Raw genomic sequence first — 23,023 nt, 5'->3', positions numbered from 1 at the left:
AGTATTAACCCAATGTCACGCCAACTGGAAGTTACTTACAACTTACCTCCGTGATCAACGGGCGACTGTTCAAGAAATCGGCTTTTCACCATACCAACGTGGCGTATAAACCCATTCCCCTCCTCCAGCCCGCGCAAAAGTGCAAGTAGTGGAGGAACCGATCAACACCATGGTGCGCATGTCCACCTCGTCCGGTGTCAAAGCGCCGAGAGTCGTGGTGCGCAGGGTCTGCCCCGGCCGCCCGATGTCACGTCCCAGCACCACAGGGGTTTGCGGTGTGCGATGTTGCGCGACGATTTCCAGGGCCCGCCCCAGTTGCCACGGACGGGCGCGCGAGATCGGGTTGTAGAACGCCAGCGCCAGATCCGCTTGCGCGGCCAGGTCGAGACGCTTCTCGATGATCGACCACGGTTTGAGGTTGTCCGACAGCGACATCACACAGAAATCATGGCCCAGCGGCGCGCCTGCCTGGGCAGCGGTGGCAAGGGACGCTGAGACGCCCGGGAGGATTTCCAGATCGACACGGTGCCACGCCGGATCATCGGACTCGTGCAACGCTTCGAGCACCGCCGCCGCCATGGCGAATACGCCCGGATCGCCGGACGACACCACGATCACCGAACGGCCCTCGGCCGCCAGTCTGAAGGCGTGGCGGGCGCGCTGCATTTCTTCGCGGTTGTCGGTGCAATGCTGCACTTGATCGTCGCGGAACGGGCCGGCCATGCGCACGTAGGTTTCATAGCCGAGCACGTCGGTGGCGCGAGCCAGTTCCGCTTTTACCGCAGGCACCATCAGTTCGGCAGCGCCGGGGCCAAGGCCAATCACAGCAAGACGACCGCGCGGACGACCGATGTGCGCGACGTCCAGTGGCTGCTCGGCGACAACGATGGCCAGGCCGTTTTGCTCAATGATTTTGGCCTCTGGCACCGCAACGCGCGCCAGTGCGCCGATGTCGCTTTGCGCCGTGACAAACCTCAATGGCACATTCAGTTCAAGTGCGGCTTCGCGCAGGTCCGCCGAAGCCATCTCGGTATCAGCCGCCACCAGACAAGCCAACGCCTGAACCGCGACGTTCGCCTGCTGCAACGCCGCACGAATCACACTCGGCAAATCCGCCACGTCTGCGCTCACCGCCACCGCCACACTGCGCGGATAGATCAGCAACTCATTGGCACTCGCCGCACGCTCGGCACTGCCGACATGAATCGAACGCTGCGCCTGTGGATCTTCCAGCAGTTGCGCCTGATCCAGCCACGGCGCCGCGCCTTCGATGCGCACGCTATGCCCGGCCAGCAGATCGGAGACGAAGCGTTTACCCAGCTCCAGATCCGCCAGCGCGTAGCCGCTCGGAGGATTGAGCAGGCAGGTGCCAAAGCGCAGTTCGCCGCTGGTGGTGATCGCTGCCGCGACTTGCAGCCCTGCAGCGATCTCCCGCGCCATGACATTCACCCCGCCAAGGCCACCGAGCAGCGGCACCACGGCGCTGCCGTCTTCGGCGACGGCCAGTACCGCAGGCTCGGCGCCTTTCTCCAGCAACAGCGGCGCCAGTGTGCGGATGACAATGCCAGCTGCGCACAGGGCAATGATCGGCGTGGCCTGCTGGTACAACTCGCGCAGGGTCGCGCCGAATTCCTGATACGTGCAGTCGGCGCCTTCGACACGGCCGGCGAGACCGTGGATCTGCGCCGCCGGATACACCTGCTGGATGCGCCGGGCAGTGGCCAGGCCACCCTGACCAAGAATGACAATCGCGGGAGTGGATGAAGTCATCAGCCTTGCCACCGTTCGCCGGGCACGATGATCAGCGAGAAGTACGGCGACGACATCGGCTCGACCTGGTCGATCGGCACGATCTTCTGATTAGCCATGGTCGCACGCTCGACGTACAGCGCCCGTTCGGCCAGGCCAAGTTCTTCCAGCACCTGCCGCACTTTGTGGAAATTGCGTCCCAGCTTCATGATCACTGCCGCGTCGGCATCGGCCAGACGTCGCTTCAATTCTTCATGAGGCAAGACGCCGGAGAGCACCGACAAACTCTGATTGCGATACACCAACGGCGCGCCCAGGACCGACGCGCCGCCAAGCATCGAGCACACGCCCGGCACCACTTGCGCCTCATAGCGGGTGGCCAGTCGATCATGCAAATACATGTAGGAGCCGTAGAAGAACGGATCGCCTTCACAGATCACCGCTACGTCACGGCCGGCGTCCAGATGCGCCGCAATCGTCTCGGCGGCTTCATCGTAGAAATCACTGATCACCTGTTCATACGACAGCGGCGCCGGCAGCGCTTCGGTGGTCACCGGGTACACCAGCGGCAGCAGATTCTGCGCGTCCTGCAGGTGCGCCTCGATGATGCCGAACGCGTTGCCCTTCTTGCCCTTGGCGACGAAGTACGCCACCACCGGCGATTCGCGCAGCAAGCGCAAGGCCTTGACGGTGATCAGTTCCGGATCACCGGGGCCGACGCCCAGACCAATCAAACGTCCTTTGGCCTGCATCATTCGATCTCCGTCGCGAGGGCGTTGACCGCCGCAGCCGCCATGGCGCTACCGCCGAGTCGACCTTGCATGATCACAAACGGCACGCCACGGCTGTCGGCGGCCAGCGCCGCTTTCGATTCTGCCGCGCCGACGAAGCCCACCGGGAAGCCGAGAATCAGCGCCGGTTTCGGTGCACCGGCATCAAGCATTTCCAGCAGATAAAACAGCGCGGTCGGCGCGTTGCCGATCACCACGACGCTGCCCTCCAGGTACGGGCGCCACAGTTCCAGCGCGGCGGCGGAGCGGGTGTTGCCCAGTTCGAGTGCCAACCCCGGCACGCTGTCGTCGCGCAGGGTGCAGATCACTTCATTGTTGGCCGGCAGGCGCGCGCGGGTCACGCCTTCGGAGACCATTCGCGCATCGCAGAGGATCGGCGCACCCGCGGCCAGCGCAGCACGTCCGGCCTTGCCCGCCCCCTCAGAGAATTGCAGACCGTCGATGGCCTCGACCATGCCGCAGGCGTGAATGACTCGCACCGCGAGTTTCTCCAGATCGGCGGGGATGCGCGCCAGATTGGCCTCGCTGCGAATGATCGCGAAGGAGTTGCGATAGATCTCCTGACCATCGCGGATGTAATCAAGCATCAAGGGGGCTCCGGGAGCGGGCGTCGGGCAAGCATCGATAAGGAGTGCCGCGGCCGCTTCAATAGTAAGGTTGCGTGCGTGCAGCGTGCCGAAACCCGGCTGTGCTGCATCGCGAAAATAGAGGTCGTATTGACCGGCACTGACGGCCAGCAAGGTCGCCGGGGCACAGTGCGCGGCGGCGCACGAACGCGTGCAACCGGACAGGTGCACGCTTTGCGCTTGCGGCAGCAGCGTCGCCAGCAAACGGGCATCGCTTTTGGTGTCGGCCAGGCCTTTGCCACAGCCGTTGGCGCCGGTGCAGGCGATCATTCTCGACAGTGGCTCAGCGGCATCGGTCAGCAGGTGCAGCTGTTTGAGGCCTTCGATCACCTTGCTTGCGTCGGTCTGCGTCACGTTCGGCAGCAGCAGGCTTTGCCACGGCGTGAAACGCAGGCTGCCGTCGCCGAAACGACGGGCCATCTGAGCTACACCGCGCAGCATGGCCGGGTCGAGGCGACCCAGCGGCGGCACGCCTGCGACGTAGACAAGGTTGTTGGTGTTTTGCGGATGAGGGCCGATGTGCAGATCGTCCGCAACCGGCAGACGCTGCCAACCGCTGATCGCTTTGATCGGCAGGCGTGCTCTGAGCTGCTCAAGAAACGCCAGCATCGGCAGTTCATCGAGCAAATGGCGCATGCGCGTTTGCTCGGGCCGCGCCAGTTCGAGGAACAGCTCCAGCACCGCGACCACCAGCGCATGGCCATTTTCCAGCGTCACCGCCCCGACCGCTTGATCGGTCGGGCATCCGGCCAGACCGAACGCCAGCAACGTCTCGCCATCGCGCTCGAACGCCGACAACCACAGGTCGTGGGGATGTTCGAGCATCGCCAGCGCTTCACCGCCATCGAGTTGCACGGCGAACTTGGCGCTTAACTCGTGGAAACGTGGATGGCTCTGCAGCGTGACGAGGATCTGCTCGGCGAGTGCGCGGGTGTCGAAGCGCATCTGCCGGTCGATCCCCGCGGTTGGGCTGAGCATCAGATTGCGCACGTCATCGCCTGCGGCGGTGCGTGGCCCGAGTCCGGCAGCCAGCAAACTGTCGACCAGGGCAGCGGATTGCTGGCCGATGCCACGGATTTGCAGGTTGGCGCGATTGGTCGCCTCAATCGCCCCGCCAGCGAACTGTTCGGCGGCATTGGCCACCGCGTCAGCCTGATCGGCGCTGATTGAGCCGCCATCGAGCTTGATCCGGCAGATGCCCCCGTCCAGTGCCTGGACGATACGCAGCAACCCCGGGCAAGCCGAGGGGCGTATGGCGGTGGACATCGGGCGTTCGTTCAAGGGGCTGACCGGCTGCGTGGGAAAGGCGCTTCGCGGGCGAAGGCGCGGTATTATGCCTGCTTTGTCCGGCGGCATGAAAAGACTGCCCGTCGGAACGGCATGTTTAGAGGAATATAGATGTCACCCTGGCTGACGGTTGTGGGAATCGGTGAAGACGGCTTCAAGGGCCTGGGCAAAAACGCCCGGCGTGCCCTGATGGGCGCCTCGCGGATCGTCGGCGGTCAGCGCCAACTGGACTTGTTGCCGCTGTGTATTGGCGGCGAGCGGCAGTTGTGGCCGAGCCCCTTTTCGCTGGCGCCGGTGCTTGAGCAGCGCGGTGCAGCGGTGTGCGTACTGGCCAGCGGTGACCCGATGTTCTACGGCGTCGGCGCCAGCCTCGCGCGACAACTGCCGAGCGACGAGATGCTGATCCTGCCCGCGCCATCCTCCTGCTCGCTGGCCGCCGCCCGCCTCGGCTGGCCGTTACAAGACGTCGTGACACTGTCGCTGGTCGCCCGTCCGCTGGCTGCGCTCAATGTGCAGTTGTTCAGCGGCGTGCGTCTGTTGCTGCTGAGCAATGACGGCGCCAGTCCCGCGGCAGTCGCGCAATTGCTGCGTGAACGCGGCTTTGGTTCGAGCCGCATAAGCGTGCTGGAACATCTGGGCGGCGACGCCGAGCGGCGCATCGACGCCAGCGCCAATGACTGGTGCGACCCGCCGATTGCCGATCTGAACGTGATCGCCATCGAATGCCGCGCCAACGCCGACACCCCGCGGCTGTCGCGTCTGGCCGGCCTGCCCGACTCAGCATTCCAGCATGACGGCCAACTGACCAAACGCGACGTGCGCGCGATCACCCTCGCCCGCCTCGCGCCGACTCCCGGCGAACTGCTGTGGGATGTTGGCGCGGGCAGTGGTTCGATTGGCATCGAGTGGATGCGCGCTCACCCAAGCTGCCGCACGCTGGCCATCGAAGCCGATGACGGCCGGCAGCAATTGATCGAACACAACCGCGATGCGCTGGGTGTGCCGGGGCTGCAATTGATTCGCGGCAAAGCACCGCAGGCATTGGCGGGACTGGAGCGACCGGACGCCATTTTCATCGGCGGTGGCGTGACCCGCGAAGGCGTGTTCGAGGCCTGCTGGGAGCAACTCAAACCCGGCGGTCGATTGGTCGCCAACGCAGTCACCCTGCAAAGCGAAGTCACCCTGATGCACTGGCGCGAACGCTACGGCGGCGAGCTGACGCGCATCCACGTCGCTCAGGCGCAACCGCTCGGCGAGTTCGATACCTGGCGTCAGGCGCTGCCGATCACCTTGCTCGATCTGGTCAAACCTTTCGATGCGTGACGAAACCGCCGAACAACCCGCGCCCCTGCGCAGCGGCCTGACCACCGGCAGCTGCGCCACCGCCACCAGCCTCGCCGCCGCCCGCCTGCTGCTTGGCGGAGCCTGCGCCGATGCCGTGCAAATCATCTTGCCCAAGGGCAAACAGGTGCAGATGCGGCTGGAGTTCTGCCGATTGACCGACGACGGCGCCGAAGCCGGGACGATCAAGGACGCCGGCGACGACCCGGACGTGACCCACGGCGCCTTGCTCTATTCGCGGGTGCGGCTGTCGGCCGAACCGGGGATTCGCTTCAATGCCGGTGCGGGCGTTGGCACCGTGACACGCCCGGGACTTGTGCTGGCCGTGGGGGAGCCGGCGATCAATCCGGTGCCGCGCAAGATGATCAGCGACCACTTGAGCCTGCTCGCGGCCGAGACCGGTTATGCCGGCGGCTTCGAGGTCACCGTCAACGTCGAGGGCGGCGAAGCCCTGGCGCTGAAGACCATGAACCCGCGCCTAGGCATTCTCGGCGGCTTGTCGATCCTCGGCACCAGCGGCATCGTCCGGCCATTTTCCTGCGCGGCGTACATCGCCTCGATTCATCAAGGCATCGATGTCGCCAAGACCAACGGCTATCTGCACATCGCCGCCTGCACCGGCAACGCCAGCGAAGACACCATGCGCCGGGTGTACAACCTGCCGGAAATCGCCCTGATCGAAATGGGCGACTTCGTCGGCGCGGTACTCAAGCATTTGCGCAAAGTGCCTGTGGATAAACTCAGCCTGTGCGGCGGTTTCGGCAAGATCAGCAAACTGGCGGCCGGGCACATGGATCTGCACTCGCGCCATTCCAGCATTGACCTGCCGCAACTGGCCGACTGGGCGGCGGCAATCGGCGCCGATGAGACTTTGCAGCAGAATATTCGTGAGGCGAACACCAGCCAGCAGGCGTTGGCGATGGCCAGTGCCGTGGGCATCGCACTGGGAGATGAGGTCTGTCGTCACGCGTTGGAGTTTGCTCGCAGCGTGGTGCCGGCGCAGGTGCAGGTCGAGGTGTTTGCGATAGATCGTCAGGGCGGTGTCGTTGGCCATGCCGGAGGTTTTGCATGAAGCGGATTCTGTTGTTGGGCGGCGTGACTGAGGCGCTGGCGATTGCCCGTACCCTCGACCCGCAACATATTTACAGCCTGGCCGGGGTTGGTCGTGTGCCCACCGATCTGCGCTGTCAGGTGCGCGTCGGTGGCTACGGTGGCGCTGAAGGTCTGGCGCAGTTCATTCGGGATGCACGCGTTGATCTGCTGCTCGACGCCACCCATCCCTACGCCGCACAAATCAGCCAGAACGCCGCCACCGCCGCGCAACAGACCGGCATCCCCTGCTGGGCCCTGCGCCGTCCGGCGTGGCAGCCGCAGCCCGGTGATGACTGGCGTGAAGTCAGCGACTGGGCCGAACTGATCGACGCCCTCAAACCGTTTCGCCGCCCCCTGTTCACCTTGGGCCGCGAACCGTTGCAACACCTCGACGAAATCCCCGCCGAACAATTCTGGACCCTGCGCGCCCTCGACGTTTACCCCGGTAACGAACGCTGCGAAGTCATCGGCGCACGGGGGCCGTTTGTGCTTGAGGATGAACGGGCGCTGTTCGAGCGGCGCCAGATTGATGTGCTGATCAGCAAAAACAGCGGCAGCACGGCGACCGAACCGAAGCTGGAAGTGGCGCGGGAGCGTGGGGTGCCGGTGATTGTGTTGAAGCGGCCAAAGTTGCCGGGGGTTGATCGGGAGTTTGCCTCGGTCGACGAAGTCATCACCGCCCTAGCGACCTTCAACCGTATTTAAATAGATAGCAACCGAGTAGCGCTCCGAGACGTCATGCAGACCATTCGCGCACGAATAGAAAACGACTCGAATTTCGCCCAGGCAATACGAATCGAAGCCGCTACACTCATTTGTAACGGCGAAATCGAGCTGGGCCGTAGACGTCTCAACCTCTTGCAGGAAGCTCTGCGACACCAAACCGCACGACGCTTTTTTACTTATCGGCCCTGATCAGGCTAAATAGCCACGCCTGATCGCCCACCCTATGGATCTGTCCCATGAACCGACAACGGCTCGCGCTTGCCTGGATTGCCTGCTTTGCAGTGCTGTTCAACATGCTCGCCATGCCGATGACGGGAGCGATGGCACAGACGGCCAATTCACCGGCCGAGCAATTGTTGTGGAGCAGTTTCTGCACTGGCAGCGGGACGAAAATGGTGGCGATCAACATCGGCACCACCGATCAGCAAGCCCCGCCGAATGACACCCATTCCAACATGCAGCATTGCTGGTGTTGCTCAGGCTCAGCGCCGCTGGTTGCGCTGCCGGGGCATGCACCGCAGCTGTATTTCGCGCGTTTCGAAAGCAATCGCAGCGTGGCGCCCGCCTCATTGCAAGCCCCTACGCCGCGCCAGCAATGGCCGAGTCTGAACCCCCGCGCCTCCCCTCTGGTTTGATTTGTTCGCGCAATTAATCTGCGTTTCAAATCGTTCTGGAGAACTGCCATGTTGAACAAATTCATCGTCATCGCTGCGCTGCTGGTGCCTGCGTGCTTCGCCCATGCCCACGAATATAAGGCTGGCGAGCTTGAAATTGCCCACCCGTGGTCACAGGAGCTACCGCCCAATGCACCCACGGTTGCCGCGTATTTCGTGATTCACAACAACGGCAAGACCGCCGACCGCTTGCTCAGCGTCGACTCGCCCATCGCCCCCGAAGCACAATTGCATGAGCATGTGATGCAGGGCGATCTGATGAAGATGCAGCAGGTGCCAAGCGTGGATATTCCTGCGGGCGGCAACGTGACCTTCGCGCCGATGGCCTATCACGTCATGCTGCTCAACCCGACGGACCGCAACCTGCTCAGCGACGGCAAACGCTTCCCGTTGACCATGCACTTCGAGAAAGCCGGAGACGTCACCGTCGAAGTCGCCGTGCAGAAGAAACCGCCGGAAACGACAAAGGCCCACGCGCACGCTCAGTAATCAGTCCGGCTGATCCTGCCCATGCGCCCGCCTCGCGCCAGGTCCATCGACAACCGCCGTCAGCACGGCAGTTGGATCGCCCTGTTCGCCATGTTGATGATCTTCATCGGCCCACTGATTTCTCAGTCGATGCCGATGAATCAACACGCCTCGACATCCACGCCAATGAGCATGGACATGTCGATGGACATGCCCGGCATGGATCACGCCGGGCATGGCGCAAAACCCTCCGCCGAACATTGCCCGCCACAATCCTCGCAGCATGTGCTGTGGGAAAAATGCGGCTATTGCAGCCTGCTGTTCAATTGCCCGGCACTGACCGGCGGCGGCGATTTCGTTGCCTTCAATATCCTGCCGCTGAGCACCTACACTTCACCCTCGCCACGCCTGGGTCATGCCCGGCCAACCTTCTTTCCCGGCGCTCGCCCCCGCGCCCCGCCCGTCACAGCGTAAACACGCACCTTTGATTGCACACGGTTGAGAAGACAGCCTCAGGCTGCCGGCCGTGTCGTTTACGACTGATTGATGGAAATTGTCATGTCCAGGTTTTCTGCTGTTCCCCGCTCGGGCTCTGCCCAGGCGTCCTTCGCTTTGAACGAATCGCGCATTCGTTTCAGGCACGCTATCGCCGTCCTTTGCGGCATCCTGCTGTCCCCGCTGGTGCTGGCCGATGATCACGCCGATCACCGTGAAGAACTGAGCCCGACGGTGATTACCGCCATCGCCCCAAGCTCGCCGCTGACCATCGTCACCAACCCCAAAGACCCGCGCCAGCCAGTGCCGGCCAGCGATGGCGGCGACTATCTGAAGACCATTCCGGGCTTTGCACTGGTGCGCAACGGTGGCACCAACGGTGATCCGGTACTGCGTGGCATGTTCGGGTCGCGCCTGAATATTCTTACCAACGGCAGCATGATGCTCGGCGCCTGCCCAGGCCGGATGGACGCGCCGACCTCGTACATCTCGCCGGAAACCTACGACAAACTCACGGTGATCAAAGGCCCGCAAACCGTGCTCTACGGCCCGGGCGCCTCGGCCGGCACCGTGCTGTTCGACCGTGAACCGGAAAGCTTCGGCGAACTCGGCACGCGGGTGAACGCCAGCATTCTGGCCGGCTCACACGGGCGCTTCGACAAAGTCGTCGACGCCGCTGCCGGCGGGCCGCTGGGCTACGTTCGGGTGATCGGCAACACCGCGCACTCCGACGACTACCGCGACGGCAACAACGACATCGTCGCCTCGCGCTACGACAAGTGGAACGGCGATGTCGCCGTGGGCTGGACGCCGGATGCCGACACCCTGATCGAGCTCACCGCCGGCAAGGGTGATGGTGAAGCCCGCTACGCCGGACGCGGCATGGACGGTTCGCAGTTCCTGCGTGAAAGCCTCGGCCTGCGCGTCGAAAGATCCAACATCAGCGACGTGCTGGAGAAGCTGGAAGCACAGGTCTATTACAACTACGCCGACCATGTGATGGACAACTACACCCTGCGCACCCCGTCCGGCACCGGCATGATGGCGGGGCCAATGGCATCCAACGTCGACCGCCGCACCCTTGGCGCACGGGTCAAAGCAACGTGGCGCTGGGCTGACATTCAGCTGATCACCGGCCTTGACGCGCAGACCAACGAACACCGCCAGCGCAGCGGCATGGGCATCGATACCTACAAGGATCAGCCCTACGCCAAGGACGCCGATTTCCATAACTACGGCGTGTTCAGCGAAATGACCTGGTACGCCGCCGACCGTGATCGGCTAATCACCGGCGCCCGCGTTGACCGCGCCTCGGCCAAGGATTACCGACAGACCAGCGGTTCGGGAATGATGGCCCGGCCCAATCCGACCGCCGATGACACCCGCGCCGATACCTTGCCGAGCGGCTTCGTGCGCTACGAGCATGATCTGGCCGACAGCCCGACCACGCTCTACGCCGGTATTGGCCACGCGCAGCGTTTCCCGGATTACTGGGAGCTGTTTTCGCCGAAATCCGGACCTGCCGGCTCGGTCAATGCGTTCGACTCGATCAAACCGGAAAAGACTACCCAGCTGGATTTCGGCGTGAACTACAAGAGTGCCGATCTTGAGGCTTGGGCCTCTGGGTACATCGGCGTGGTGCGCGACTACATCCTCTTCGACTACACCCCGGGAATGATGGGCATGAGTACTTCGCGCGCCGAGAACATCGACGCGCGGATCATGGGCGGTGAACTCGGCGCCGCGTACAACCTCACCGACCACTGGAAGGCCGATGCGACCCTGGCTTACGCCTGGGGCAAGAACAGCAGCGACGGTTCGGCCCTGCCACAAATGCCGCCGCTGGACGCACGTTTGGGCCTGACCTATAGCGAAAACAACTGGAGCGCCGGCGCACTGTGGAGGGTGGTTGCTGCGCAAAACCGTATCGATCAGAACAAGGGCAACGTGGTCGGCAAGGATTACGACAAGAGTTCGGGCTTCGGCGTGTTCTCGCTCAACGGTGCCTACCGGATCAACAAAAACTGGAAGGTCAGCAGCGGCGTCGACAACCTGTTCGGCAAAGCTTACGCCGAACACCTGAACCTGGCGGGCAACGCCGGTTTCGGCTACCCGGCCAACGACCCGCAAGCCATCAATGAGCCGGGGCGCACGCTCTGGACCAAGGTGGACATGAGTTTCTAACAAAAAAATCAAAAGATCGCAGCCTTCGCCAGCTCCTACAGGTTGAACGCTGTCCCCATGTAGGAGCTGGCGCAGCCTGCGATCTTTTGATCTTGAAAAATGATTCGCCAAGCGGAGCAAACGTGATGCAAAAGCCCAAACCGAATTTCTACAACCTGGCCTGGCGTTGGCATTTTTATGCCGGATTGTTCGTCGCGCCGTTCATGGTGATGCTGGCCCTGACCGGCATCATTTACCTGTTCAAACCGCAACTCGATTCGCTGATGTACAGCAGTCTGCTCAACGTCCCGGCCGGTCATCACACCGTGCCCGCCGATGACCTGCTGCAGCGGGTCAAAAGTGCTTATCCCCAAGGCCAGATCACTCAGTACCTGCCACCGGTCAACCCCGAGCGCAGCGCGCAATTTGTCGTGACCAATGCCGGGCAGGAGCTGAACGTATTCGTCGATCCGTACCACGGCGACATCCTCGGCGAACAGGATGCCAAGCAGAATCTGCAAGCCATCGCCCGCGCCATCCACGGCGAGTTGATGATTGGCACCGTCGGTGACCGACTGATCGAAATGGCCGCCGGTTGGGGCGTGGTGCTGGTGGTGTCGGGGCTTTTCCTGTGGTGGCCGCGCGGTCAGGCGGCGGGGATTCTGTGGCCACGCCTGAACAGTCGCGGCCGCGTACTGTGGCGTGATCTGCATGCGGTCACCGGGTTCTGGGGCGCGACACTGCTGCTGGTGATGCTGCTCAGCGGCATGACCTGGACCGGTTTCTGGGGCAAGCAATACGCGCAGGTGTGGAACGTGTTCCCGGCGGCGATGTGGGAAAACGTGCCGACCTCCGACGTCGAGGCCCGCAGCCTCAACAGCGCCACGCGCCAGACCGTGCCATGGGCGATGGAAAACACGCCGATGCCAATGTCCGGCGACCACGCCGAACACATGGCCCACGGCGCTGCCCCGGCCGGCCCGGCCGCGCCGAGCATCAGCCTGCAAGATGTGCAGAACATCGCCTCTGAACGCAAAGTCGAACCGGGCTACAGCATCACCCTGCCCACCACCGCGACCGGTGTGTTCACCATCGCCGTGTTTGCCGACGACCCACGCAACGACGCCACGCTGCATGTCGATCAGTACACCGGCAAGGTGCTCGCCGACGTGCGTTTCGAGCATTACGGCACGGTCGCGCGAGCCACGGAAATCGGCGTGATGCTGCACGAAGGCAAGATGTTCGGCACCTTCAACCAGATCGTCGTGCTGCTGATCTGCCTGATGATTCTGCTCAGCGCCGTCAGCGGCGTGGTGATCTGGTGGAAGCGTCGCCCACAGGGCAAGTTCGGAGTGCCACCGCTGCGTCATGACCTGCCGAAATGGAAAACCGGCGTGGTGATCATGCTTGCGCTGGCGGTGATCTTTCCGCTGGTGGGGGCTTCGCTGGTGGTGGTGTGGTTGTTGGATAAGTTTTTTATCGCACGGCTCAGTCAGCAAACCGCGGATTCGGTTAACTGACCGTTCTCTGACCCTCTCCCTGATGGCGTTGCCATGGGCGGCGATTGTTTGATCCTGACGCTGAATCAAACAATCGCAACTTGTGGCAGCCCATCAGAGATTCAGCATTGCGCGCTCAGCCGTAATCAGAGTTCGTCATGGCTGCGGGTCAGTCCGGCGCTCGGCGGTTGCTGGCGATGGGTTCTCCAGAGGTTTGCGATGCGACCGGTCTGCCTCCAGTAATAGCCTGCTACCAGTACCCTTAATTCGCCAAGTTCGCTGAGCCTGGAAATGAATTCGCCGGGGCTCAATCGACTGATCCACCGCCCGCCTTCGAATGCCACCGTTCGGGTCAACAGCAGATCTCGCTCCTCGTCCTTATAGACGGGGCTGTATTTAAGCAGCACACCGCCAGGGCTTGAATAGTAGTAATCCAGAATCGCAAAACCCTGTTTTTTCAATTCATGCGTATGCGCGTACAAGAGGGCGGGCGCGGCGAAGTTCGCATGGACTTCGTCAGCGTCACCGCCGAGCGTGGTGTTCCCTGACAGATGGAACTGGTGGCTGGCGACAAAGGTATAGCCTGCAGGATAGCGTGGTGCCGGATTGCGCAGATTGGTCGCCGGATCGCCGGGAGCGCGGAATATCCGGCTCAGCGGGCTGTCCTCATTAGCCGAGTAGGCAATCGGTTCCAGCGCGACAAACCGGTTGGCCGCAGACGTTCCGAGAATCGCCCCCTCGTAACCGATACCCAAGACCGGCTCGTGGCCCGCTTTCGTGCCTGCATGGCGTGCGGCGTCATCGGCATGATGAAAAATCGGCCCCAGCGCCGGAGAGTGGTTGCCTATCCATCTATCAGCGCTGGACACGTCGCTCATGCGAGGCTGCCAGTCATCACCCAGTACGCCATGGCGGGACCAGTGTTCACTGGTTTCGATAACCTCCAGCGTACCGGCCCTGGCCATGCGCCGAACGTAATCGGTGAAATTGAATGTCCCGCTGGCAATGTCACGCTCATCGTTCGCGGCTTGTTCCGGCGTAGCAAACGAGTTGGGCCGCAATTCAATCTGGCCGAGCCGGTCGAAGAAGGTTCCGGGCTCGTACGAATGCAGTGACAGCTTGAGCAGCGCGCCATCGGCGCAGGAGAAGTAAACGGGTTTGTACCCATGGGGAGCGTCGGCCCTGGCGCGTGCCTGCTGCACGTCAGTGGGCATGACGAATACATGCCGGACGTCATCAAGACCCGAGCCCAGAGGTGGCAGCGATGCGCGAATACAGATCGAGTCCAGCTCAAAACCGGCAGGCAGCTGGCCGTTCTGGAATACCCGATCCAGCGCTAACGACGAACGTTGAACCTCGACGGGCACACTGGCCATGAACGAACCTTCCGCGGAACGGAGGATGAAGCCAAAGGTCTGGTTGTTTCGGCTCAGCCCGGCTTCATGAACGTAGCGGGCGGCTGCATCTGCCTGGATGAACAGCGGACTGCATACCGGCGCGTTCAGGGCTTTGCGGTACTGCGTCGGCGCAAGCGAATCTGCGGAAAATGCCGTCCAATGGGTCACGGCTCGTGGAGCACCCCATAACTGACTGCCGACGATGACTCGCAGATTGCCGGCCTTGGCCAATGAGTCGATCCAATCTCCCGGTTTCAATTCTCCGGTGCGGATGAACTGTTTGATTGCCTTGGCGTCGAGATCGGCGGGCAGCCCCTTGTAGTCTTTCAACAAACTGGCGATATGCGCGCGAACGCGATCGAGTACTCCGCACTGGTAGCAAACGAGCGAACCGTCGGGGTTGAACAGGTACTCGTCCAGTGCGTCGGTCGAAGCCTGCGTGAGCGCCGTGAAGAGGGTATCCACCGATAGCATGTTCAGATACGCCTGTTTCTCGACTGACGAAAGCAAGACTGACACGCCCCTGCCGATGCGGGATCGATATCGCGCCATGACCTGACAGCCGGCGGGAAACAGCCCCTTGGTCTTGCTGCTTTCGGGGTAGATCTCAGTAACGTCGAAATCCTCTCGGGAAACTTCGATCGGTACAGCGGCCACGTATAACCCATCAGGTCTTTTCAGGATCAGGCCGCCGTGGGTCTTTTTCGCAAAAGCGGGTATTTGCGAGCGGGCATGGACTGCCGCGTCGCCTGGGCTCTGAAAAACCGGGCCGAGCCACCGCCGCTCAAGATTCATCCAGGGCCTCCAGTCTGCATCAACGCGGCCCGCTCCATTCCAGCACAGGCTCGTACGAAGCACGTTGAGTTGGCCACTGCCGGCAACAATCCGGACAAACTCCTCGGGCAGCAGCTTGCCCTGCTTCAGATTTCTATTGATGAATTCCAGGGTCAGGTCGAGATTCGGTGCGGCGGCGTCGAACAGCCGACTGGTACTGCTTCGTTCATATTTCAGCAAGGCGCCGTCTTGGGTCGACATATACAGAGGGATGCCTTTATTGGACTCCACCACGGAACGGCGTTGGGTGTAATACGTTGCAATGGCGATGTCTTCCGGCGGGATGAAGTACTGCGCTAACCAGGAGCGGGGATCGCTCAGCGAATGTTTCACTCGCTGGCGCGAATAAAAAAACGCGTGCCGATCGAAGCCTTCGAGGAACTGGTACCACGGCGGTGCCAGTTGTCGAGCAAACATGCTTTGTAGCTGGAACACGTTGTTTCTGGACTCGCCGACGGGAAACATCTCCGTGGCGACGTATTCCTCGCGATCCTTGTGCTTGAGGATAAATCCGAACCAGGCACGCTCGGAGTCATGCAGACGCGTGTCACGAGCATACCGTTCCTGCGCGGCCTCATCGGCCGACGCCCAGACCGCGCCGAAGGCGACCTGCTCGGGACGCTTCCACGCCCAAGGCGCGGCAGGCGAAATCCAGTCAGGCGTTATCTGCCCTCGCTCTCCCCATAGCTCACTGTTGAGCAGTACCGTCAAGCGACCGGCCGACGCTTGCTCCTTGATAAACGCCTGCGGCAGGGTTTCGCCAGTCGCCAGCGAACGGGCCAGTGCACCGGGATGTTTTGCAGTGCCCAGACGTCGGGCCAGGTCCTGGGCCATTGCGGTCTGGTCGGGCACGAACATGACCAGCCCATTCTGCGCGGCGGACACATACAGCGGGATGTTATCCAGAAAGACCTGTCGCGCTTCCTCGACGCTGACCATTTGCAGACTCAAAGCAGCATCCTGCCGGCTCCATCGGCGTACCAGCAAATCCGTGGGCTCAAGCTGCGAGAGTGCTTTGTGAGACACATAACGGGCATACAGAACATGATCGTCAGGGAAAACCGGATTGCCCTTGGTGTCGCAGGGATAAAGCTCACCGCGGCTGATGACAGCGATGTCACCTTCGAGCGGTTCGGTCACCACGAAGCGTTTGTCTTCGCGCTGAAAAACATAGCCTGCGTACGTGTGCTCGCGCCGCTGGCCAATCTGCTCATGGGCATATCTAACGGCGTCGTCGGCCGTTAAAAATGCACGGCTCAATATTGGCCAGGAGAAGTTCGCAAACGGCGTCCAGTCGATATCCACTGGACCGAGTCGCGCCCACAGGGCACTTCCGCGCAACACCTGCAGGCGTCCGGCGAGAATCACGACAGAGACGAACTCCTGCGTGCGCAAAGAGCCACTGCGAAGTCTGGCTTGCAGGCCCGCCCCGTCAGTCCCCTTGACGCCAAGCGCGGTCTCGACCTGACTGCCGCTGAAGGTGTACTTCAACAACGCGTCATCTTTTGCCTGCATGTACAGCGACAGAGGTTGGCCCGACGCGGCCAATCGTTCGGCCTTGGCGCGGCTGGCGATGGCATCGGCCATCTCCTGCGGGGTGAAGAAATTTTCGTAGAGCCAGCGCTGGGAAGGCGGAAACTCCTCGGGACGGGGACGTGAAGCGAAGTAAAACCCCTCCAGCGCATAGCCTTTGGGCAGCTTTAATTGCCCGTCGGATCCGGGAGGGAACCAATTTTCCGGATCCCACGCCGCCAGCCCCGCCGGACGCGGATGGGTCGCCACGTATTTTTCATCTGTCAGGCTCTTGAGCACCAGACCTGAAGTCTGTGCGTCAACAGTCTTGAGCGCGGCACGAACCGCCCCTTCGGCACTGACACAAACCCGGGTCATGAGGGGAAAGTCCGACACTGTCCCTCCAGAAAAGGACTGCCCGGCTTTCCAGTCCGCTGGCACGCGGCCGACGGAATTGCCCCAGTCTGCATTCGAGGCAATGACCTTGAGCTCCCCCACCGATGCAACCTTGTTGATGATACTCATCACGTCATAGGTACCCACCGGATTGCCGGTGGGCGAACCCGCCCGACGCCAAAGGTAGTAACTGTGCTCAGCGCTCGAGCCGCTGGGGGAATACTTGAGCAACGTCCCGTCGGGACCGGAGAGGTAGGCGGCGGGAAAAAAATCCCGTGCAGCCACATCAGCCACAAAATCGAGATCAGAAAAAAAGCTGATGAATAACCTGACCAGCAATTCGTCCCACTTCGGATTGTGCTCGCGGATCTTGTCGTGAAGCGCGGCGTGGCAATGCAAATTCGCGACACATTTATAACCGTTGGGATGAACGTAACTTCCCTTTGCGTCGACTTCGATAACAGTGCCGAAATCGAAACGGGTAACCTCCCCCGCGATCGGCACAGTGGCGACAAATCCGCCATCGGGTCGCTGCAGGATTACGCTGCCATATTCCCTGTCCGGCTTGAGTGGAATTTTGCGGTGAGCCCAATAAGCGGCATCTTCCTGCGTTAAAAAAGCCGGGCCCACTTGCGGTAACTTCGGCTTTCCGGGGGGATTGGCGGCACGGTCGATCCGGCCTGGTACATCGTCCATGATAAAAATCCTGCGAGTAAAAATCGGGATATCGAATCAATGACTGTGCGCGCACGCCCCTCGTGATTTGCATTACATAATTATTGGTTGTGTAACCATTCTTGTGCGTGAGGCCTTTTCTTACGCACAGCACCATTTGCGCGCAAGGCCCTGCACTCGTGTGGCCATCCTGCCTGTTTTTAGTGCGGCGTCCGCCGGCTTACGGGCCTGCATCCTCAAGATCACGCCATTCCCTTTTTGGGCACAGCCCTTGCAAAACACCCTTCAGTCGTCCGCATCTGCCAACCATAAAAAACTTTAACGTTCATGGAGATCGCACAATGAAGCGTCGCAGTTTGATCAAGGCTTTCACACTCACGGCATCCATTGCCGCGATGGGCATGACCTGGACTGTCCAGGCAGCCGAGACCATCAAGGTCGGGATTCTGCATTCGTTGTCCGGGACCATGGCGATCTCCGAAACGTCGCTCAAAGACATGGCGCTGATGACCATCGACGAGATCAACGCCAAGGGCGGCGTGAACGGCAAGATGCTCGAACCGGTGGTGGTCGACCCGGCCTCGAACTGGCCGCTGTTTGCGGAAAAGGGCCGGCAGTTGCTGACCCAGGACAAGGTTGCGGTGGTGTTCGGCTGCTGGACCTCGGTGTCGCGTAAATCGGTGCTGCCGGTGTTCGAAGAACTCAACGGTCTGCTGTTCTACCCGGTGCAATACGAAGGCGAAGAGATGTCGCCTAACGTGTTCTACACCGGCGCCGCGCCGAACCAGCAGGCCATCCCCGCTGTTGAATATCTGATGAGCGAAGAAGGTGGCAGCGCCAAGCGCTACTTCCTGCTCGGCACCGATTACGTCTACCCGCGCACCACCAACAAGATCCTGCGTTCTTTCCTGCACTCCAAAGGCGTCGCCGACAAGGACATCGAAGAGGTCTACACCCCGTTCGGTCACAGCGACTATCAAACCATTGTTGCCAACATCAAGAAATTCTCGGCCGGCGGCAAGACTGCGGTGATCTCGACCGTCAACGGCGACTCCAACGTGCCGTTCTATAAAGAACTGGCCAACCAGGGCCTGAAAGCCACCGATGTACCGGTGGTGGCGTTCTCGGTAGGCGAAGAAGAATTGCGCGGTATCGACACCAAACCGCTGGTGGGCAACCTCGCCGCGTGGAACTACTTCGAGTCGGTGGAGAACCCGGCGAACAAGAAATTCGTCGCCGACTGGAAAGCCTACGCGAAGAAACACAACCTGCCGGGTGCTGACAAAGCGGTGACCAACGACCCGATGGAAGCCACTTACGTCGGCATCCACATGTGGGCGCAGGCCGCAGAGAAAGCCAAATCCACCGACGTCGACAAAGTCCGCGAAGCCCTCGCCGGCCAGACTTTTGCCGCACCGTCGGGCTACACCCTGACCATGGACAAGACCAATCACCACCTGCACAAACCGGTGATGATCGGCGAGATTCAGGCCGACGGTCAGTTCAACGTGGTGTGGCAGACCGAGGGGCCGATTCGGGCGCAACCCTGGAGTCCGTTTATCGATGGCAACGACAAGAAGCCGGATTATGCGGTGAAGAGCAACTGAGTCACCTGGATGTCGGTCTTGCGCCTGACGCAAGGCTGACGCAATTCCCTGTGGGAGCGAGCCTGCTCGCGAAGACCTCGGCACATCCAACATTGATGTGACTGACAGAACGCTTTCGCGAGCAGGCTCGCTCCCACAATGTCCGCGTCAAGGCGACTGACTATGCCCACTGCCCTCTACCGATTCATCTGTGCCATCGCACTGCTGTTGCCGATGGCTGCCTTTGCCGGCGACGCCGAAGACTTCGTCGCCGCCAATCCCATGCAACAAGCCAAACTGCTGGAAACCTGGGCCGCGCAGCCCGACCCGGCCCGTATCGAACTGATCAACGCACTGCAACAAGGCGAGTTGACCGTCGACGGCCAACCGAAAACCCTGCGCCTGAACAATCGCCTGCGGGGTCTGATCGACACCGCTCTGGCCAGCCACCAATTGCTCGCCGCCGACGCCAAAATCCGTCTGAGCGCCGCGCAGCAATTGCAGAAAAGCGCCAAACCGGCGCAGCTGAAATTCCTCGACCAGCAACTGGCTGGCGAAAAAGATGAAAGTGTCCACGCGGCCCTGAGCCTGGCGCTGGCCAATCTGCAACTGGTCGACAGTGATCCGGCAGTGCGACTCGCCGCAGTGCGGCTGCTCGGTGAAACCGGCGACCCACTGGCGCGTACTCGCCTCGAAGGTTTGCTCGAACCAGGCGTCGAAACCGATGCCGGCGTGCGCACCGCCGCGGAAACCAGCCTCGCCCAGGTCAAACGCAAATTGCTGATCGGCGAAGTGCTCGGGCAGGCGTTCAGCGGCATGTCGCTGGGTTCGATTCTGCTGCTTGCGGCACTGGGTCTGGCGATCACGTTCGGCCTGCTCGGCGTGATCAACATGGCCCACGGCGAGATGCTGATGCTCGGCGCCTACTCGACGTATGTGGTGCAGTTGATGTTCCAGCGCTATGCCCCGCAGGCCATCGAGTTCTATCCGCTGATCGCACTGCCGGTGGCATTTTTCGTCACCGCCGCCATTGGCATGGCGCTGGAGCGCACGGTGATTCGTCACCTCTACGGCCGACCGCTGGAAACCCTGCTCGCCACCTGGGGCATCAGCCTGATGCTGATTCAGTTGGTGCGTTTGCTGTTCGGTGCGCAGAACGTCGAAGTGGCCAACCCCGAGTGGCTGTCCGGCGGGATTCAGGTGCTGCCCAATCTGGTGCTGCCGTACAACCGCATCGTCATCATCGCTTTCGCGTTGTTTGTGGTTGTCCTCACCTGGCTGCTGCTGAACAAGACACGCTTGGGCCTCAACGTTCGCGCGGTCACGCAGAACCGCAACATGGCCGCCTGCTGCGGCGTGCCCACCGGTCGCGTCGACATGCTCGCCTTCGGCCTCGGTTCCGGTATCGCCGGACTCGGCGGAGTGGCGCTGAGCCAGATCGGCAACGTCGGCCCGGATCTGGGCCAGAGCTACATCATCGACTCGTTCCTGGTGGTGGTACTCGGCGGTGTTGGCCAGTTGGCAGGCAGCGTACTCGCGGCATTCGGCCTGGGCATCGCCAACAAGATTCTTGAACCGCAGATTGGTGCGGTGCTCGGCAAGATCCTGATCCTCGCGTTGATCATTCTGTTCATCCAGAAACGTCCGCAAGGCCTCTTCGCATTGAAAGGACGGGTGATCGACTGATGAACCAGCCCCTGCTCGTTACGGCCACGCAAAAGGCCGGCCCGAAAATCACGATTGCGGTGGGTGGTGTGACCCTCGCACTGCTGATCGCCCTGCCGCTGCTGTCACTGTTATCGCCGGACAATGCGCTGCATGTCTCGGCGTACACCCTGACGCTGGTCGGCAAAATCCTCTGCTACGCCATCGTCGCTCTGGCGCTGGATCTGGTCTGGGGGTACGCCGGTTTGCTGTCGCTGGGCCACGGTCTGTTCTTCGCCCTCGGCGGTTATGCGATGGGCATGTACCTGATGCGTCAGGCTGCCGGCGATGGCCTGCCGGCGTTCATGACCTTCCTGTCGTGGAGCGAATTGCCGTGGTACTGGACCGGCACCAGCAGCTTCCTCTGGGCCATGTGCCTGGTGGTGCTGGCGCCGGGATTGCTGGCGCTGGTGTTCGGCTTTTTTGCCTTCCGCTCGCGAATCAAAGGCGTGTATTTCTCGATCATGACCCAGGCCCTGACCTTCGCCGGCATGCTCCTGTTTTTCCGCAACGAGACCGGGTTTGGTGGCAACAACGGCTTCACCAATTTCCGCACGATTCTGGGTTTCGGCATCACTGAACCCGGCACTCGCGCGGTGCTGTTTCTGGCGACGGTTTTGTTACTGGTGGCGAGTCTGTTTATCGGCTGGCGTCTGGCGCGTAGCAAGTTCGGTCGGGTGCTGACCGCGCTGCGTGATGCGGAAAACCGTCTGATGTTCTGCGGCTATGACCCCCGCGGTTTCAAGCTGTTTGTCTGGGTGTTGAGCGCGGTGCTGTGCGGCTTGGCCGGTGCGTTGTACGTGCCGCAAGTCGGGATCATCAACCCGAGCGAAATGTCGCCGACCAACTCGATTGAAGCCGCAGTGTGGGTCGCCCTCGGCGGACGCGGCACCTTGATCGGCCCGTTGCTGGGCGCTGGTGTGGTCAATGGCATGAAGAGCTGGTTCACCGTGGCGTTCCCTGAATACTGGCTGTTCTTCCTCGGTGCGCTGTTCATCATCGTGACCCTGTACTTGCCCAAAGGCGTGATCGGTCTGCTGAAAAAACGAGGTGAATCATGAGAGTCACAGCCAGCGCAGAATTCATGCTTGAACCCGCCTTCTTTCCCGTCGAGCCGAACAAGGATGCCGGCACCAGCCGCGATTCCATCGGCCTCGGCCAACGCGTCGGCCCGGGCCTCGATACCCGCCATGGCACGATCCTGACCCTGGAAGACATCAGCGTCAGCTTCGATGGCTTTCGCGCACTGAACAATCTCAACCTGTACATCGGCGTCGGCGAATTGCGCTGCATCATCGGCCCCAACGGCGCAGGCAAAACCACGTTGATGGACGTGATCACCGGCAAGACCCGTCCCAGCCACGGCAAAGCCTGGTTCGGCGAAACCCTGGACCTGACACAGATGAGCGAGGTGCAGATCGCTCAGGCCGGCATCGGTCGCAAGTTTCAGAAACCCACGGTGTTCGAAGCGCTGAGCGTGTTTGAAAACCTTGAACTGGCGCAGAAAACCGACAAATCGGTGTGGGCCAGTTTGCGTGCGCGCTTGAGCGGCGAACAACGTGATCGCATCAGCGAAGTGCTGGACACGATTCGCCTGACCACCTCGGTCAACCGTCAGGCCGGGTTGTTGTCCCACGGGCAGAAACAGTTTCTGGAAATCGGCATGTTGCTGATGCAGGACCCGCAACTGCTGCTGCTCGATGAGCCGGTGGCGGGCATGACCGATGCCGAAACCGAGTTCACGGCAGAACTGTTCAAGCGCCTGGCCGGCAAACATTCGCTGATGGTGGTGGAGCATGACATGGGGTTTGTCGGCTCGATTGCCGACCACGTGACGGTGTTGCACCAGGGCAGCGTGTTGGCGGAGGGGTCGCTTGAGCAGGTGCAGGAAAACGAGCGGGTGATCGAGGTTTACCTCGGCCGCTGAACTGCAAACACTCATCAAAAACTGTGGGAGCTGGCTTGCCAGCGATGAGGCCGGCACATCCAGCATCGATGTCGACTGAAC

16 protein-coding genes and 1 pseudogene are annotated in these 23,023 nt (G+C 61.6%); 12 read left to right on the top strand and 5 right to left on the bottom strand.

What is annotated here, in order from left to right:
• Positions 1 to 69: 69 nt before the first annotated feature.
• The 4 genes and pseudogenes from cobJ to cobG all read right to left on the bottom strand — a co-directional run bounded on the left by cobJ (position 70) and on the right by cobG (position 4,432).
• Positions 70 to 1,770 (bottom strand): precorrin-3B C(17)-methyltransferase, encoded by a 1,701-nt coding sequence (cobJ, locus tag H8B20_RS19090; protein ID WP_210624190.1) that lies wholly within the window; start codon positions 1,768 to 1,770, stop codon positions 70 to 72.
• Positions 1,770 to 2,504 carry a precorrin-2 C(20)-methyltransferase gene (locus tag H8B20_RS19085; RefSeq protein ID WP_390896383.1) on the bottom strand — a complete coding sequence of 245 codons (735 nt, stop codon included), beginning with the start codon at positions 2,502 to 2,504 and terminating at the stop codon, positions 1,770 to 1,772. Before H8B20_RS19085 ends, cobJ begins: the two co-directional genes overlap by 1 nt.
• Positions 2,501 to 3,127 carry a precorrin-8X methylmutase gene (locus H8B20_RS19080; protein ID WP_210624189.1) on the bottom strand — a complete coding sequence of 209 codons (627 nt, stop codon included), beginning with the start codon at positions 3,125 to 3,127 and terminating at the stop codon, positions 2,501 to 2,503. The genes H8B20_RS19085 and H8B20_RS19080 overlap by 4 nt, the downstream gene beginning before the upstream one ends.
• Positions 3,120 to 4,432, bottom strand: a pseudogene (gene cobG / locus H8B20_RS19075) (precorrin-3B synthase). Before cobG ends, H8B20_RS19080 begins: the two are co-directional and overlap by 8 nt.
• A gap of 132 nt (positions 4,433 to 4,564) precedes the next feature.
• Between cobG and cbiE the strand changes: the two are divergent.
• The 8 genes from cbiE to H8B20_RS19035 all read left to right on the top strand — a co-directional run bounded on the left by cbiE (position 4,565) and on the right by H8B20_RS19035 (position 12,932).
• On the top strand, positions 4,565 to 5,776 hold the full coding sequence (gene cbiE / locus H8B20_RS19070) for a precorrin-6y C5,15-methyltransferase (decarboxylating) subunit CbiE (RefSeq protein ID WP_210624188.1): 1,212 nt from the start codon (positions 4,565 to 4,567) through the stop codon (positions 5,774 to 5,776).
• A complete protein-coding gene (locus H8B20_RS19065; protein ID WP_210624187.1) occupies positions 5,769 to 6,866 on the top strand; it encodes a cobalt-precorrin-5B (C(1))-methyltransferase in 1,098 nt (365 codons plus the stop codon). Before cbiE ends, H8B20_RS19065 begins: the two co-directional genes overlap by 8 nt.
• Complete coding sequence (locus H8B20_RS19060) at positions 6,863 to 7,591, top strand: cobalt-precorrin-6A reductase (RefSeq protein WP_210624186.1); 729 nt, start codon at positions 6,863 to 6,865, stop codon at positions 7,589 to 7,591. Before H8B20_RS19065 ends, H8B20_RS19060 begins: the two co-directional genes overlap by 4 nt.
• A gap of 257 nt (positions 7,592 to 7,848) precedes the next feature.
• A complete protein-coding gene (locus tag H8B20_RS19055) occupies positions 7,849 to 8,247 on the top strand; it encodes a DUF2946 domain-containing protein (RefSeq protein ID WP_210624185.1) in 399 nt (132 codons plus the stop codon).
• A gap of 48 nt (positions 8,248 to 8,295) precedes the next feature.
• Positions 8,296 to 8,775: a copper chaperone PCu(A)C gene (locus H8B20_RS19050; RefSeq protein WP_210624184.1), complete on the top strand. Its 480-nt coding sequence runs from the start codon at positions 8,296 to 8,298 to the stop codon at positions 8,773 to 8,775.
• Between the two features lie 21 nt (positions 8,776 to 8,796).
• Complete coding sequence (locus H8B20_RS19045) at positions 8,797 to 9,228, top strand: DUF2946 domain-containing protein (protein ID WP_200615010.1); 432 nt, start codon at positions 8,797 to 8,799, stop codon at positions 9,226 to 9,228.
• An 84-nt stretch (positions 9,229 to 9,312) separates the two neighbouring features.
• Positions 9,313 to 11,433: a TonB-dependent copper receptor gene (locus H8B20_RS19040; protein WP_210624183.1), complete on the top strand. Its 2,121-nt coding sequence runs from the start codon at positions 9,313 to 9,315 to the stop codon at positions 11,431 to 11,433.
• 125 nt (positions 11,434 to 11,558) lie between these two features.
• On the top strand, positions 11,559 to 12,932 hold the full coding sequence (locus H8B20_RS19035) for a PepSY-associated TM helix domain-containing protein (protein ID WP_047299524.1): 1,374 nt from the start codon (positions 11,559 to 11,561) through the stop codon (positions 12,930 to 12,932).
• Between the two features lie 125 nt (positions 12,933 to 13,057).
• Here the strand turns inward: H8B20_RS19035 and H8B20_RS19030 are convergent, their stop codons facing one another.
• Entirely contained in the window at positions 13,058 to 17,746 is a 4,689-nt protein-coding gene (locus H8B20_RS19030) for a DUF4329 domain-containing protein (RefSeq protein WP_210624182.1), read from the bottom strand.
• A 320-nt stretch (positions 17,747 to 18,066) separates the two neighbouring features.
• On the opposite strand from H8B20_RS19030, the gene urtA reads away from it, so the two are divergent.
• The 4 genes from urtA (at position 18,067) to urtD (ending at position 22,942) form a co-directional block, all read left to right on the top strand.
• Complete coding sequence (urtA, locus tag H8B20_RS19025; RefSeq protein WP_042557449.1) at positions 18,067 to 19,332, top strand: urea ABC transporter substrate-binding protein; 1,266 nt, start codon at positions 18,067 to 18,069, stop codon at positions 19,330 to 19,332.
• Positions 19,333 to 19,494: 162 nt separating this feature from the next.
• Positions 19,495 to 20,997 carry an urea ABC transporter permease subunit UrtB gene (urtB, locus tag H8B20_RS19020; RefSeq protein WP_115145909.1) on the top strand — a complete coding sequence of 501 codons (1,503 nt, stop codon included), beginning with the start codon at positions 19,495 to 19,497 and terminating at the stop codon, positions 20,995 to 20,997.
• The gene (gene urtC, locus H8B20_RS19015; protein WP_210624181.1) at positions 20,997 to 22,076 is read left to right on the top strand and encodes an urea ABC transporter permease subunit UrtC; all 1,080 of its coding nucleotides are present in this window, start codon (positions 20,997 to 20,999) and stop codon (positions 22,074 to 22,076) included. The genes urtB and urtC overlap by 1 nt, the downstream gene beginning before the upstream one ends.
• Positions 22,073 to 22,942 (top strand): urea ABC transporter ATP-binding protein UrtD, encoded by an 870-nt coding sequence (gene urtD / locus H8B20_RS19010; RefSeq protein ID WP_042557446.1) that lies wholly within the window; start codon positions 22,073 to 22,075, stop codon positions 22,940 to 22,942. Before urtC ends, urtD begins: the two co-directional genes overlap by 4 nt.
• The last annotated feature ends 81 nt before the right edge of the window (positions 22,943 to 23,023 follow it).

Origin of the sequence: Pseudomonas sp. P42, from assembly GCF_017973755.1 — a bacterium.
GTDB lineage: Bacteria > Pseudomonadota > Gammaproteobacteria > Pseudomonadales > Pseudomonadaceae > Aquipseudomonas > Aquipseudomonas iridis.
The sequence above is the reverse complement of the archived record's forward strand: the minus strand, read 5'-3'. Positions and strand labels throughout refer to the sequence as shown.

What these genes read in the sequence shown, in the direction of transcription:
- cobJ (WP_210624190.1), bottom strand. Translation starts at nt 1,770, where the DNA reads ATGACTTCATCCACTCCCGCGATTGTCATTCTTGGTCAGGGTGGCCTG.
- H8B20_RS19085 (WP_390896383.1), bottom strand. Translation starts at nt 2,504, where the DNA reads ATGATGCAGGCCAAAGGACGTTTGATTGGTCTGGGCGTCGGCCCCGGT.
- H8B20_RS19080 (WP_210624189.1), bottom strand. Translation starts at nt 3,127, where the DNA reads ATGCTTGATTACATCCGCGATGGTCAGGAGATCTATCGCAACTCCTTC.
- cbiE (WP_210624188.1), top strand. Translation starts at nt 4,565, where the DNA reads ATGTCACCCTGGCTGACGGTTGTGGGAATCGGTGAAGACGGCTTCAAG.
- H8B20_RS19065 (WP_210624187.1), top strand. Translation starts at nt 5,769, where the DNA reads ATGCGTGACGAAACCGCCGAACAACCCGCGCCCCTGCGCAGCGGCCTG.
- H8B20_RS19060 (WP_210624186.1), top strand. Translation starts at nt 6,863, where the DNA reads ATGAAGCGGATTCTGTTGTTGGGCGGCGTGACTGAGGCGCTGGCGATT.
- H8B20_RS19055 (WP_210624185.1), top strand. Translation starts at nt 7,849, where the DNA reads ATGAACCGACAACGGCTCGCGCTTGCCTGGATTGCCTGCTTTGCAGTG.
- H8B20_RS19050 (WP_210624184.1), top strand. Translation starts at nt 8,296, where the DNA reads ATGTTGAACAAATTCATCGTCATCGCTGCGCTGCTGGTGCCTGCGTGC.
- H8B20_RS19045 (WP_200615010.1), top strand. Translation starts at nt 8,797, where the DNA reads ATGCGCCCGCCTCGCGCCAGGTCCATCGACAACCGCCGTCAGCACGGC.
- H8B20_RS19040 (WP_210624183.1), top strand. Translation starts at nt 9,313, where the DNA reads ATGTCCAGGTTTTCTGCTGTTCCCCGCTCGGGCTCTGCCCAGGCGTCC.
- H8B20_RS19035 (WP_047299524.1), top strand. Translation starts at nt 11,559, where the DNA reads ATGCAAAAGCCCAAACCGAATTTCTACAACCTGGCCTGGCGTTGGCAT.
- H8B20_RS19030 (WP_210624182.1), bottom strand. Translation starts at nt 17,746, where the DNA reads ATGGACGATGTACCAGGCCGGATCGACCGTGCCGCCAATCCCCCCGGA.
- urtA (WP_042557449.1), top strand. Translation starts at nt 18,067, where the DNA reads ATGAAGCGTCGCAGTTTGATCAAGGCTTTCACACTCACGGCATCCATT.
- urtB (WP_115145909.1), top strand. Translation starts at nt 19,495, where the DNA reads ATGCCCACTGCCCTCTACCGATTCATCTGTGCCATCGCACTGCTGTTG.
- urtC (WP_210624181.1), top strand. Translation starts at nt 20,997, where the DNA reads ATGAACCAGCCCCTGCTCGTTACGGCCACGCAAAAGGCCGGCCCGAAA.
- urtD (WP_042557446.1), top strand. Translation starts at nt 22,073, where the DNA reads ATGAGAGTCACAGCCAGCGCAGAATTCATGCTTGAACCCGCCTTCTTT.